General features: G+C 65.7%; 9 protein-coding genes. 3 read left to right on the top strand and 6 right to left on the bottom strand.

The features are described from left to right. Positions 1 to 4 precede the first annotated feature (4 nt). Positions 5 to 1,420 (top strand): 3'-5' exonuclease, encoded by a 1,416-nt coding sequence (locus BMX29_RS11515; protein ID WP_092812978.1) that lies wholly within the window; start codon positions 5 to 7, stop codon positions 1,418 to 1,420. A 138-nt stretch (positions 1,421 to 1,558) separates the two neighbouring features. Here the strand turns inward: BMX29_RS11515 and uvrA are convergent, their stop codons facing one another. After that, a complete protein-coding gene (gene uvrA, locus BMX29_RS11510; RefSeq protein ID WP_092812975.1) occupies positions 1,559 to 4,423 on the bottom strand; it encodes an excinuclease ABC subunit UvrA in 2,865 nt (954 codons plus the stop codon). 203 nt (positions 4,424 to 4,626) lie between these two features. Between uvrA and BMX29_RS11505 the strand changes: the two genes are divergently transcribed. Continuing rightward, positions 4,627 to 6,045, top strand: a complete 1,419-nt coding sequence (locus BMX29_RS11505) for a hypothetical protein (RefSeq protein ID WP_092812972.1) — start codon at positions 4,627 to 4,629, stop codon at positions 6,043 to 6,045. Between the two features lie 12 nt (positions 6,046 to 6,057). Here the strand turns inward: BMX29_RS11505 and BMX29_RS11500 are convergent, their stop codons facing one another. The 5 genes from BMX29_RS11500 to BMX29_RS11480 form a co-directional block, all read right to left on the bottom strand. Beyond that, positions 6,058 to 7,143: an ABC transporter ATP-binding protein gene (locus tag BMX29_RS11500; RefSeq protein ID WP_092812969.1), complete on the bottom strand. Its 1,086-nt coding sequence runs from the start codon at positions 7,141 to 7,143 to the stop codon at positions 6,058 to 6,060. Positions 7,144 to 7,184: 41 nt separating this feature from the next. Next, positions 7,185 to 8,840 (bottom strand): alpha-glucosidase, encoded by a 1,656-nt coding sequence (locus BMX29_RS11495; RefSeq protein WP_092812966.1) that lies wholly within the window; start codon positions 8,838 to 8,840, stop codon positions 7,185 to 7,187. Positions 8,841 to 8,981: 141 nt separating this feature from the next. Beyond that, complete coding sequence (locus tag BMX29_RS11490; protein ID WP_092812961.1) at positions 8,982 to 10,259, bottom strand: carbohydrate ABC transporter permease; 1,278 nt, start codon at positions 10,257 to 10,259, stop codon at positions 8,982 to 8,984. 13 nt (positions 10,260 to 10,272) lie between these two features. Then, on the bottom strand, positions 10,273 to 11,250 hold the full coding sequence (locus BMX29_RS11485) for a carbohydrate ABC transporter permease (RefSeq protein WP_092812958.1): 978 nt from the start codon (positions 11,248 to 11,250) through the stop codon (positions 10,273 to 10,275). Between the two features lie 61 nt (positions 11,251 to 11,311). After that, positions 11,312 to 12,664: an ABC transporter substrate-binding protein gene (locus BMX29_RS11480; RefSeq protein WP_092812955.1), complete on the bottom strand. Its 1,353-nt coding sequence runs from the start codon at positions 12,662 to 12,664 to the stop codon at positions 11,312 to 11,314. 241 nt (positions 12,665 to 12,905) lie between these two features. Between BMX29_RS11480 and BMX29_RS11475 the strand changes: the two genes are divergently transcribed. Continuing rightward, positions 12,906 to 13,931, top strand: a complete 1,026-nt coding sequence (locus tag BMX29_RS11475; protein ID WP_092812952.1) for a substrate-binding domain-containing protein — start codon at positions 12,906 to 12,908, stop codon at positions 13,929 to 13,931. The last annotated feature ends 47 nt before the right edge of the window (positions 13,932 to 13,978 follow it).

Here is a 13,978-nt window from a genome sequence, read left to right as displayed (position 1 = left end):
CCTCATGCGCCGCTCGCTTCGCCTTCGGGTCCTCCTCTTCTTCGCGGCCTTCGCGGCAAGTGCGCTTGCGCTGTTCGGCGGAGCGCTTGCGCTCGGCGCGCAGCAGGACGCCGGTGGCTTCGTGCTGGCCTTCGTCACGGGCGGTTTCGGACTGCTGTTCCTGTCGGCGCTGTTCTGGTGGCTCTTCGATCAGAACGTTGCTCTGCCGGTCGAACGCATTGCCGACGACCTGAGGGTGCGTGCACATGGCGGCGGCGCGTCCTCTGCCGGTTCGGCTACGGACGCACGCCACCTGGGCGATCTCGGCCCGGCTGCGGATGCGGTGGCGCGTGCGCTTGGCGATACCGCCGTGCGCACAGCCGAGACCGTCGCCGCCGAAACCCGGCGCCTGGCCGAGGACCGGACGCGGCTGACCGCGCTTCTGACCGAGATCCCGGTGGCAACGATCCTCGTCGACTCCGGCGACCGCATTGTCCTCTACGATGGGCAGGCTGCAAAACTTCTGTCTCGACGTGCGCCGCCGCGCCTCGGCGCCCCGATGGCGGACTATTTCGATGCGGGCGAACTGGCCGCGCTGCGTCGCCGGGTGCAGTCCACCGGCCTGGGCGCCGGGGCTACGCTGCGGGGCGATGCGGACAACGAACGGCTTTCGGTGCGCGCGCGCCCCATGGCAGATGGCGGCTACCTTCTTGTCCTCGATCCGCCCGCCACCGAGACGGGGGGCGAGCGCATGGAGACGGGCGTGGTCTACGATTTCGCCTTGCCCGCGCGGCCGGACGTGGCTCCGGGCCCGGACGCTCCGCTGCGGGCGCTGACATACTGCGTATTCGACACCGAAACGACAGGTCTCTTGCCGCATCGCGACGAGGTCGTGGAGATCGGCGCTGTGCGGGTGATGGACGGCAAGCCCGTCGCGGGCGAGCGGTTCGAGACCTTCGTCAATCCCGGCCGACCGATCCCCGAGGCCGCCCGCCGGGTGCATGGCATCTGCGATCGCGACGTGTCCGGAGCGCCGGGCATCGCCGAAGCGGGCCGCGCGTTTCACGCTTTCGCCGCGGGTTCGGTGATCGTGGCGCACAACGCGCCATTCGACATGGCCTTTCTGCGCAAGCACGCCGCGGCGATGGGTGTGGAGTGGACGCAACCGATCCTCGACACCGTTTTGCTTTCGGCGATCCTGTTCGGCACGACCGCGGATCACCGGCTCGACGCGATCGCGGCGCGTCTCGGCGTGGACGAGACCGACATCCGCCGCCATTCGGCCACCGGCGACGCGATCCTGACCGCGCGGTCGCTGGCCCGGATGCTGTCGATGCTCGAGGGCCGCGGCATCTCCACGTTCGGCGCGCTTCTCGCGGAGACCCGCCGGCACGGACGGCTGGTTCCCGATCTCAACACCTCGACGCCCTCGCCCGACTGATCGCGCGGCGCTTTCCGACAGAGTGGAGAGGTCAAGGGTCGCCACGACCTTCATCACGATCCGCCATATCGCTGAGCCCGCCATCTTCGTCATGACGGCGGTGATACGTCCGCGACCTTTAGAACGCCGTAAGACGCATCACTCCGCTGCCAGCTTCCGCGGGTCCAGCATGGCCTTGAGGTAACGTCCGGTGTGCGACCGCTCCTCTTGGGACACGTCCTCGGGCGTGCCGGCAGCCACGATCTCGCCGCCGCCATTGCCGCCCTCGGGGCCGATATCGACGATCCAGTCGGCCGTCTTGATGACGTCGAGATTGTGCTCGATGACCACCACCGTGTTGCCGGCATCCACAAGGGAATGAAGGACTTCGAGCAGCTTCCTCACGTCCTCGAAGTGAAGGCCGGTCGTCGGCTCGTCGAGGATATACAGGGTTCGTCCCGTGGACCGCTTGGCGAGTTCCTTGGACAGCTTCACCCGCTGAGCCTCGCCGCCCGAGAGGGTCGTCGCCTGCTGACCGACCTTGATGTAGCCCAGTCCCACCTGCACGAGCGCATCCATCTTCTCGCGGATCGACGGCACGGCAGCGAAGAACTCCTGCGCGTCTTCAACCGTCATTTCAAGGACATCGGCGATACTCTTGCCCTTGAACTTGATCTCCAGCGTTTCGCGGTTGTAGCGGGCGCCGTTGCAGGTCTCGCACGTGACGTAGACGTCGGGCAGGAAGTGCATCTCGATCTTGATGAGGCCGTCGCCCTGGCAGGCCTCGCACCGGCCGCCCTTCACGTTGAAGCTGAAGCGTCCTGGCTTGTATCCCCGCGCCTTGGCCTCCGGCAGACCGGCGAACCAGTCGCGGATCGGCGTGAAGGCCCCCGTGTAAGTCGCTGGATTCGAGCGCGGAGTTCGCCCGATGGGGCGCTGATCGATATCGATGACCTTGTCGAGGTGCTCGAACCCCTTGATCGTCTCGCAGGGCGCAGGGGTCTCTCGCGCGCCGTTCAGCCGTGTGGCGGCCGTCTTGTAGAGCGTCTCGATGGTCAGGGTCGACTTGCCGCCGCCCGACACGCCGGTCACGCAGACAAACTTGCCCAAGGGAAATTCGGCCGTGACGCCCTTGAGGTTGTTCCCGGTGGCGTTGACCACCTTGAGCTTCTTCTTGTAGCCCTTGCGCCGTTTGGTCGGCACGGCGATTTCCCGTGTCCCGGCAAGGTATTGGCCGGTGAGGCTGTTCTCGTCGGCGGCGACCTCGCCGGGAGTGCCATGAGAGACGACCTTGCCGCCGTGCACGCCCGCGCCGGGGCCGATGTCGAAGACGTAGTCGGCCTCTCGGATGGCTTCCTCGTCGTGCTCGACCACGATCACCGTGTTGCCCTGATCCCGAAGGTTCTTGAGCGTCCCCAACAGTCGATCGTTGTCGCGCTGGTGCAGACCGATGGACGGCTCGTCGAGCACATAGAGCACGCCGGTCAGGCCCGACCCGATCTGCGACGCCAGACGGATCCGCTGGCTTTCGCCACCGGACAGGGTTCCGGCCGCACGTGAGAGCGTCAGGTACTCGAGACCCACGTTGTTCAGGAAGCCCAAGCGCTCGCGGATCTCCTTCAGGATCGCGCGGGCGATCTCGTTCTTCTGTTGGGTCAGACTTTCGGGCACGCCCGCGCACCAGTCGTACGCCTGCTTGATGGAGGCCTCCACGACCTGACCGATATGCTGGTCGCCGATCTTCACGGCCAGTGCCTCTTCGCGCAGGCGGAAGCCGTTGCAGACCGAGCACGGCTTGTTGTTCTGGTACCGCTCGAATTCCTCGCGGACCCAGCTGGAATCCGTCTCGCGGTAGCGGCGCTCCATGTTCGGGATCACGCCTTCGAACACGCGGGTCACGTTATAGACCCGGCCGCCCTCGTCATAGCGAAACGGGATTTCTTCCTCGCCCGAACCGAACAGGAACACTTGTTTGACGAAGTCCGGCAGATCCACCCACTTGGTGTTGGCGTCGAACTCATAGTGCTTCGCGATGGCGTTGATCGTTTGCGTGAAGTATGGTGATTTTCCCTTTCTCCAAGGTGCGATGGCGCCGTTTCTTATAGTCAGGTTCTGGTCCGGCACCACGAGCCGTTCGTCGAAAAACAGCTCGACGCCGAGGCCGTCGCAGGCCGGGCACGCACCGAAGGGCGCGTTGAACGAGAACAGGCGTGGCTCGATCTCGGGAATGGTGAAGCCGGACACCGGGCAGGCGAAGTTTTCGGAGAACGTAATGCGCTCCGCCTCTCCCTCTCCCTCACGCGGGGCCGTTTCCAGAACGGCGATGCCGTCGGCCAGATCCAGTGCGGTGCGGAACGAGTCCGCCAGACGAGTCTCCATCCCCTCCCGGACCACGATCCGGTCGACCACCACGTCGATGTCGTGGCGATACTTCTTGTCGAGGGTCGGCGGTTCGTCGAGTTCGTAGAAGGTGCCGTCCACCTTTACCCTCTGGAAGCCCTGCTTCCGGAGTTCGAGGAATTCCTTGCGGTACTCGCCCTTCCGGTCACGGATCATCGGCGCGAGAAGGTAGCCGCGGGTGCCTTCCTCCATCTTCATCACGGCATCGACCATGTCCTGCACCTGCTGCGCCTCGATGGGCAGGCCGGTGGCAGGAGAATAGGGCGTGCCGACGCGGGCAAAGAGCAGCCGGAGATAGTCGTAGATCTCGGTCACGGTGCCGACGGTCGAGCGAGGGTTCTTCGACGTCGTCTTCTGCTCGATCGAGATCGCCGGGGAGAGACCCGAGATGTAGTCGACGTCCGGCTTTTCCATCATGTCGAGGAATTGGCGCGCATAGGCCGACAGGCTTTCGACGTAGCGGCGTTGCCCTTCGGCATAGATCGTGTCGAAGGCCAGGCTGGACTTTCCCGACCCCGAAAGCCCTGTGATCACGACCAGCTGGTCGCGGGGAATATCCACGTCCACGCTCTTGAGGTTGTGTTCGCGGGCCCCGCGGACCTCGATGTGCTTCATCTCGGGCATGTCTGCTCTCGTCTCTGCGCCAAGGCCGTCATGTAGGCGCGATCGGCGCCTCTGCCAATCGCAAGATGGAACGTTTATAGAACATTTAACAGAATTTTCTGCACCTGCGTGATGGGTCGCGATGCGCCGGCCATCGCGGGGCCTCTTGGCGCCGCGCTACAAGGCGATAGGGTGCGCGCAGACACCGCCGGAAGGACCCGCCCATGCGCGCCGCCCCCCTCGTTCTGATCCTTGCCGCCCTGCCCCAAACCGCCCTCGCGCAGGGGGCCGGAGTCCCCTCGTCCGACACCGGGCAAGCGCAGGCAATGGCGGCAGACGCGTCCGTGACCGGCCCGTCCGAGGCGCCGGCGGGAGCCACGGTCGAGGTGGACTGGACCGGCCCGGACGCCGATGGCGACTATATCGCCGTGTCCCGGCCTGATCATGCAGGCTACGTGAACTACACCCACACCCGCGCGGGCACGCCGGTGGCTTTGGTGCTGCCGCCCACTCCGGGGGATTACGAAATCCGCTACGTCCGCTCTGCGGATTCCGAGGTGCTTGCAAGAGCTCCCCTGGCCGTCCGGCCGGTCGAAGCCGATGTCGAGATCGACAGCCCGGTCGATGCCGGCGACTCTCCGATGATCGCGTGGATCGGACCGGACTACGAGGGCGACTACATCGCGATCTCCGAGGTTGGCAGCGACGGCTACGTCAATACCACGCCGACGCGGGAGGGCAGCCCTCTCCGGGTTCGGATGCCCGCCGAGCCGGGCGACTACGAACTGCGCTACGTGATGGCACAGGACGCTACCGTGGTCGCCCGCAAGTCCGTGGAGGTTCTCGCCGTCACCGCGCAGCTTTGGGCCGAGCCGCGGGTGGCGGCGGGCTCGCCCGTGGAGGTGGACTGGGACGGCCCGGACTATCGCGGCGATTACGTCGTGATCGGGCGGCCGGGCGATGGAGGTTTCGTCTCGAGAACGCCGACGCGCGCCGGGGCGCCGCTCACCGTGACCGCGCCGCTCGAGGAAGGCGACTACGAACTGCGCTATGTCATCGATCAGGACAGCACCGTGCTGGCCGCGCAGCCGCTGCGGGTGGACGAGGTATCGGCGTCGCTCGAGGCGGCCGAAACTGCGCCGGCCGGTGCCCCGGTGGTGGTGAGTTGGGAGGGACCGGCCTACGAGCGCGACTTCGTTTCGGTCGCGCGACCGGAAGACCCGGGCTATGCCGGCTTCCGCTACGTGCGCGACGGCTCGCCGCTGATCCTCGACATGCCACCGAACCCGGGCCCGTGGGAGATCCGCTACGTCGCAGCCGGGGTGGGTGAGCAGGTTCTGGCCCGCCGTCCGATCGAGCTGACCGCGATCGAGGCAAGCGTGACAGCGGGCGCGGAGGAGGTGGCCGCAGGAGCTCCGTTCGCAGTGTCGTGGACCGGGCCAGACTATCGCCGCGACTACATCGCCATCGCGGAGGCCGGAGCGCCCGACGCCGAGAGCGTGAGCTTCGCCCACACGTCGCAGGACAGCCCGCTGGTGATGCGCGCGCCCGAGACCGTGGGCGACTACGAACTGCGCTATCAACTGGGACGGGACGATACGGTGCTGGCGCGCACGCCGTTCACCGTTGTCACACCGGAATAGGGGCAGCCCGGCTCAACGCCAGAGCAGCGACTTCCCCTCGTGGAAAAGGTGCACCTTGGCAGGATCGGCGCTCATGGCCACCTGGCGGCCGCGCAGGTCGGCGTGGACGCCGGGCAGCTTGCCGATCACCGGCTCGTCGGATTGCGCCTCGAAGTAGAGCAGGGTTACTTCGCCGAGGGCCTCGGTGATGTCCACCTTGCCGCGGTAGATCGGGGTGCCGTCGGTCTCGGCGAAATCCTCGGGACGGACGCCCACGTTGACGCGCTTGCCGCGATCCTCCTCGCGCGTGGGAACCGCCGACACCGCCTCGCCGCCGTTGGCCATCTTCACGCGCGTACGCTCGCCGGTCTCGACGATCTCGCCCTGCAACAGGTTCATGGCGGGCGAGCCGATGAACTGGGCCACGAACTCGGTGCGCGGTTTCTCGTAAAGCTCCAGCGGCGGACCGACCTGCGCGATGCCCTTGTTCGCGAGAACCACGATGCGGCTCGCCAGCGTCATCGCCTCGATCTGGTCGTGGGTGACGTAGATCATCGTCGAGTCCGGCATCTGCTCCTTGAGCTGCGCGATCTCGATCCGGGTCGCCACGCGCAGCGCCGCGTCGAGGTTCGAGAGCGGTTCGTCGAAGAGGTAGACCTTGGGATCGCGCACGATGGACCGTCCGATGGCGACGCGCTGGCGCTGGCCGCCCGACAACGCCTTGGGGAGCCGGTCGAGATAGGGCTCTAGCTGGAGCATCTTGGCGGCCTTGTCGACCGCGGCCTCGATCTCGTCCTTGGATTTCTTCGCGATCTTGAGCGCGAAGCTCATGTTGTCGCGCACGGTCATGTGCGGGTAGAGCGCGTAGGACTGGAAGACCATGGCGATCCCGCGCTGCGCCGGCGGCACGTCGTTCACCACCTGCCCGTCGATTTCGAGCGTGCCGTCGGTGATCTTCTCCAGCCCCGCGATCATGCGCAGGAGCGTGGACTTGCCGCATCCGGAGGGACCGACGAACACCACCAGTTCGCCCTGCTCGATCTCGAGGTCGATGTCCTTGAGCACCTCGACGGTGCCGCCATAGGCCTTCCGGACCCCGCTCAGCTTCAGGTTCGCCATGTCTTCCGGTCTCCTCCCCGCTTCGTCCGTCGTCCGTAGTCTCAGTCGCCGACGCGCATCATGAGTGCAGGCTGCCACGGGCCGAGATGCAGCTTGCCATCGGGCGCCGGCCCGCCCGACCCCAGCTCGATGCCGATCTGCCGCCAGTTTCCCTCGGGCATGTCGATCGCGCCCGGATCTGCCGACAGGTTGAAGGCGCAGAACAGCGCTTCGTCCTCGTACTCGCGCACGAACGACAACACCGTGCCCACGGCCTGCATGTTCTCGAGCGTGCCGTATTGCAGCGCCGGGTGCGCGTGACGAAAGCCTATGGCGCGGCGATAGTGGTGCAGGATCGCGGAGGGGTCCTGCTCCTGAAGGGAAACCGCGCGGTTCAGATGTTCATGGCTCACCGGAAGCCAAGGCATACCGGACGAGAAGCCGCCGTTCTGGTTCGACGGCTCCCACACCATCGGCGTGCGGCATCCGTCGCGACCCTTGAAAGAGGGCCAGAATTTTTTGCCGTACGGATCCTGCAAGTCCTCGAACGCGATCTCGGCCTCGGGCAGCGCGAGCTCTTCACCCTGGTAGATGCAGGCCGACCCGCGCAGGCACATCATCATGGTGTTGAACAGCCGCGCGCCGGCCTCGGAGAGCTTCCAGCGCGTCAGGTGGCGGGGAACGTCGTGGTTCGAAAACGCCCAGCAGACCCAACCCTGAGCCGCCTTTTCCTCGACCTGCGAAAATACGCCCGCGATATACTCGGCAGTGGGCATGTGGTCCGACAGCAGCTCGAACGCGTAGCTCATGTGGATCTTGTCGTCGCCGCCGGTGTACTCGCCCAGCACTTCGAGACCACGAATGTCTTCGCCCACCTCGCCGACCGCCGCCGCGCCGTACTCGTTCATCAAGGTTCGCAGCTTGCGCAGGAAGTCGATGTTCTCGGGCCGGGTCTTGTCGTAGATGTGGTTCTGCCACGTGTACGGGTTCACCGCGGGCGCCGTGATCGGGTTGCGCTCTTCGGGCGGCAGGGGTGGATTGTCCCGCAGTTCCTGATCGTGGAAGTAGAAGTTGATGACGTCCAGTCGGAAGCCGTCCACGCCACGGTCGAGCCAGAAGCGCGACACGTTCAGCAGCATCTCCTGCACGGCCGGCTCGTGCAGGTTCAGGTCGGGCTGCTCCGTCAGGAAGTTGTGGAGATAGTACTGGCAGCGCGTGCCGTCCCAGGCCCACGCCGAGCCGCCGAATATCGACAACCAGTTGTTGGGCGGCGTCCCGTCCGGCTTGGCATCGGCCCAGACGTACCAGTTCGCTCGGTCGTTATCCGTGGAACTGCGGCTTTCCTTGAACCACGGATGCTGGTCCGAGGTGTGCGACAGAACGAGGTCGATGAAGACCTTCACCCCCAGTCGGTGCGCCGTGCTGATGAGGATGTCGAAGTCCGCCAGTGTCCCGAACATCGGGTCAACGTCGCAGTAATCGGACACGTCATAGCCGAAATCGCGCATCGGCGACGTGAAGAAGGGCGAGATCCACACCGCGTCCACCCCGAGCGAGGCGATGTGTGGCAGCCGCTGGGCGATGCCCAGCAGGTCGCCGATCCCGTCTCCGTTCGAGTCCTGGAAACTGCGGGGGTAGACCTGATAGATCACCGCGCCGCGCCACCAGGCGGTGGACGTGTCGTCGCGGGATGGCTCAACCGCCGATGCCATGTTCATCCGCGTCTTTCCTTTTCGTTCGGCGTCTGTCGCGCCGTGTGTCGCCTTGCCCGCCTCCGCCGCCCTCTCGGGCCGACCCCTCCGGACGGGCTGCGCCGGGTGTAAGACCCGACGCGGTGATCTCCTCCCTGCCCGTCCGCGCTACTTGACCGATCCGGCCAGAAGCCCGCGCACGAGGTATTTCTGCATCGCGAAGAACACCGCAAGCGGCACCGCGATGGACACGAAGGCCGCCGCGGCGAGGATGCCCCAGTCGCCGCCCCGGCTTCCCAGAAGGTCGTCGGCGATCTTCACCGTCATCACCCAGCTGTCGGACTGGGACGGCAGGAACACCTTGGCGACCAGCAGGTCGTTCCAGGTCCACAGGAACTGGAAGATGGCAAAGCTCGCAAGTGCGGGGAACGACAGCGGCAGCACGATCTTGGTGAAAATCTGGAAGTCCGTGGCCCCGTCGACCTTGGCGCACTCGATGATGTCGCGCGGCAGGCCGATCATGTAGTTCCGCAAGAGGTAGATCGCGAGGGGCATCCCGAAGGCCGTGTGCGCCAGCCAGACGCCCAGGAAGCTCTGACCGATGCCGACCCGCTGGTGCAGCGTGAGAAGTGGCACGAGCGCGATCTGGAGCGGCACCACCAGCAGGCCCACCACCATCGCGATGAAAAAGCCGCGGGCGGCGAAGTCCATCCACGCGAGCGCATAGGCCGCGAAGGCCGCGACCACGATGGGGATCACCGTCGCCGGGATCGCCACGGTCAGCGTGTTGATGAACGCCTGGTCCATGTTGTCAGAAGTCAGGATCTGCTCGTAATTGTTCAGCGTGAAGTCCGGCGGCTGCGGCGCCGTGATGTAGATCGTCGGCGCGCGGTCGATCTCTTCCGCGTCTTCATAGCGAAAATCGCCGTTCTCCTGCACCGTCACGGCCCGGTCGAAGATCGGCGCGGGGTCGAGCACGATTTCGTTGCCGTCCTCGTCGGTGGCGGGAAACGAGGGCTCCTCGCCGGCGGGGTGTGCGATCTCGAGGTTGGTGTCGTCGAGCTCGCCCTCGTCCATGATCGCGACCTCGTATCGGGCGTAGGTCCGACCCGGTTCGGCCGCGCCGGGCGCCCGCGAGGTCAGGCCGAACCCCGTGACCTGTCCCGAGCCTGTCACCTCGTCGTCCTCTGACGCGTCGAAGAGATTGCCCTCCAGAACCCAGCGGTCCCCCTCCTGCCGCGCGCCTTCCTCGGGCGGCGACACTCGGTAGGCCTGGCTGACGGCGAAGGCCGAACGCCACCAGCCCGATTGAGTGATCTGGTCGTCGGTCCGGAAGGACGAGATCAGCAGCCCCACGGTCGGGATCAGCCAGATCAGCACCAGCGCCACGACGCTGATATTGGTGACGATCGACAGGCCCGACTTCTGCCCCGCGATGTTGTCCATGATCCGCCCTCCCTCAGCGCATTTCGCGGCGGGCCTGGACAATGTTCCAGACCATGACCGGGGTGACGATGACCATGATGACGAAGGCCACGGCGGTGGCGCGTCCGTCGTCGCGGAACATGTAGTCCATCATGTACGAGGGCAGGATCTCGGTGTCGAAGTTGCCGCCCGTCATCGCGTAGACGATGTCGAAGACCTTGAGCACGAGGATGGTGATCGTGGTCCACACCACGAGGATCGTGCCGGTGATCTGGGGCACCTTGATCTTGAAGAAGATCTGGAACGGGTTGGCGCCGTCGATGATCGCCGCCTCGATGGTCTCCTCGGGGATCCCGCGCAGGGCGGCGGACAGGATCACCATTGCGAAGCCGGTCTGCATCCAGACCATGATGAACATTATGAAGAAGTTGTTCCAGAACGCGACCTGCAGGACGTCCACCGGCTCCAGCCCGACGAAGTCGCGCAGCGCGTTGATGATGCCGATATCGGGATCGTTGGCGTAGACGAACTTCCAGATCAGCGAGGCGCCCACGAAGCTGATCGCCATCGGCATGAAGATCATCGACTTGGCAAGGTTGCCCCAGCGCAGCCGGTCCGTCAGTTGCGCCACCAGGAGTCCGAAGAAGGTGGCCGCCGCGGGCACGAAGATCACCCATAGGATGTTGTTGAAGAGCGCGACCCGAAAACCCTCCTCGGCGAACATCTCGGTGTAGTTGCCGAGGCCCACGAACTCCACGCCGGAGCGATTGAAGAGCGAGCGCCAGAAAGAGCCGACCACCGGGTAGATCAGGTAGACCGACAGGAAGAGCATTGCCGGCAGGATGAACAGCCACGGCCGCACGAGGTTCGCCCGCGCGATGTTGCGGCCGCGATCGTCGGTGCCGGGCGGAAAGATCACCCGGTCCAGCACCCAGTTCGAGGCATAGAAGTATCCCGCGCAGCCTGCGACCGCGATGGCGATGGTGACGAGACCTGTCAGGATCGGGGACATGAGGGGCCCTTCCGCCGAAAGCGCGTCGCGGCCCCCGGGTTGTGGGGGCCGCGCGTCATGATCAGTTCAACTGGTCCCAGCGGGCCTGAATGTCGGCCGCCACGTCCGCAGCCTCGGAGCCCGTGACGTAGTCCACCATGCCGGTCCAGAACGCACCCGCGCCGATCTCCGACGGCATCAGGTCGGACGCGTCGAACCGGAACGTCGTGGCCTCCTGGATGATCTCGGACTGCTGACGCTGGGTGTCGGTCTGGTAGGTCTCGGGGTTGAGGCCCGAATGCGGGCTGAGGAATGCCCCCTGGTTGGCCCAGATCTCGTGGGCCAGTGGCAGTTCGAGAAACTCGATCATCTTGGTCGCGCCTTCGGACGGATCGGTAATGGTGAAGAGCGTGCCCGCGCCCAGCACCGGATTGCCGAGATCCTTCTCCTCGAAGGCCGGGAAATAGAAGAAGTCGATGTTCTCGCCCATCTCCGCGTCATCGGGGAAGAACGCGGTCACGAACGAGGCCTGCCGCAGCATCCCGCACTCGGGCGGGATCGTGAACAGGCCCGAGGGGCTGTCGCGGTAATCGGTGGTCGCTGCCGCCTCGGCGCCGCCCTTGATGTAATCGTCGTTCTTGGCGAACCACCCGAACTCCTCGATCGCCGCGACCACCTGCGGATCGTCGAAGGGAATCTCGTTCGACACCCACTGGTCATAGACGTCCGGAGAATGCAGGCGAAGCATCATCTCTTCGACCCAGTCGGTCGCCGGCCAGCCCGTGGCGGCCCCGGCGCCGAGGCCGAGACACCAGGGCGTCAGCCCCTCGTCGGCCATGTCCTCGGTCAACTCTTTCAGTTCCTCCATGCTCTCGGGCACGTCGAAACCGAACTCGTCGAAAGTGATCGGATTATACCAGACGAGGCTTTTGAGATCGATGCGGTAGAAGATGCCGTAGAGGTTCTCCTCGCCCTCGGGCCCGGCATAGGTTGCAAGGTCCACGAGGCTCTCACCCGCGGCGTAGTTCTCGCGCACGAAATCGCCCACGGAAGGGTCGAGCGGCGTCAGGTAGCCCTGGGACGCCATGTCGGCGGCCAGGCCCGGCTGCGGAAAGATCGCGATGTTGGGCGCCGAGCCCGAGCGCGCCGAGATCACGATGTCTTGCTCGAAGCTGTCGGAACCGGAGTATTCCACGGTCGCGCCGGTGGCTTCCTCGAAGTAGCGGAAGACCTCGTCGACCTTCTCCTTCTCGAAGCCGGTCCAGGTGCCGGTGATGGTCACAGTCTCACCCGAAAGATCGGTGTTCTCGGCGAACGTGTTGTAGCTGTCCCAGGTGAACGGCCCTTCGCCAACGGGCACCAGCAGATCCTGCGCCGAGGCCGCCCCGGCCAGCAGGGCCAGGGTCGCGACGCTTGCGGTCAATGTGCGTGTCATAGCTGAGAACCTCCCGTGTTCCGGTCGCATGATACGGCGGTGACCCGCCTTGCGTGCGCCTCTTCAAAGCGCTTTGATATGGTGACGCTCGGCCAGATGATAGCACGAGTCAATGCCGGACCCACGGTTCCTTGCCGGAAATCATGCTGCAACGCGGCATGGCCGGACCCAGAAAGGACTTTCCGAGGCCGGAGCTTTCCGCCTATCCTGCTCGGGAATTGAAAGCGCTTTGAGCGGCAAGATGAACCTCAAGCAGCTCGCAGAGCACCTTCAGCTAAGTCCCACCACGGTCAGCCGCGCGCTGAACGGCTATCCGGAGGTGAACGAGGCCACGCGCCTGCGCGTGGAGGCCGCGGCACGCGCCGTGGGCTATTCCCCGAATGCCTGGGCCAAGGGGCTGGCCACCGGCCGCGCCATGGCGATCGGGCATGTCATGCCGGTCTCCAAGAGCCACGAGATGGTCAATCCGGTCTTCGGGGACTTCATCACTGGCGCGTCCGAAGCCTACCTGCGCGCGGGCTACGACATGCAACTGACGCTTGTCGACGACGAAGACGAGGCCATGCGCTATCGTAACCTGCGGCGGAGGGGACTGGTCGACGGCATCATCGTCCACGCGCCTCTGCCGGCCGACGAGCGCATCGCTCTCCTGCGCGAGATCGGCCTGCCCTTCGTGGTCCACGGCCGCGCCTCCGAGCTGCCCGACGACTACGCCTGGATCGACATGAACAACCGCCGCGCTTTCGAACGCGCGACCGAGCATCTGCTTGCACTCGGCCACCGCCGGATCGCACTGGTGAACGGGCCCGAGCGGCAGGATTTCGCCCTGCGCCGACGCGAGGGCGTGCTGACCGCGCAGGCCGCGCAGGGCATCGCGGCGGATCCTGCACTCCTGAGCTCGGGCGAGATGACCGAACGGCTGGGCTACACCGCCACGCGCGAGATGCGCGCCTTGCCTGATCCGCCCACCGCCATCGTTGCTGCCTCGATGGTGGTCGCGCTGGGCATCTGGCGGGCGCTTCGCGACGAGGGCGTGACGCTCGGGCGCGAGGTCTCGGTGGTCGCCCATGACGACGATCTTGGTTACCTCAGGAACGGCGGGGACGTACCGGTCTTCACCGCAACCCGCGCATCGGTGCGCGACGCCGGCCGCCGCGCTGCCGAGATGGTTCTCCAGATGATCCGCGATCCGTCTTGCGCCCCGCTGCAAACCCTGATCGAAGCGGAACTGATCCTCGGCCAGTCGACCGGACGGGCCCCGTCATGACCCAGGAGATCCGAGCCATGCGCCAGTTCCGGCCCCTCTCGCACCTT

The organism is Roseivivax marinus, assembly GCF_900109705.1.
Classification (GTDB): domain Bacteria; phylum Pseudomonadota; class Alphaproteobacteria; order Rhodobacterales; family Rhodobacteraceae; genus Roseivivax; species Roseivivax marinus.
This window is presented reverse-complemented; position numbering and strand designations above follow the sequence as displayed.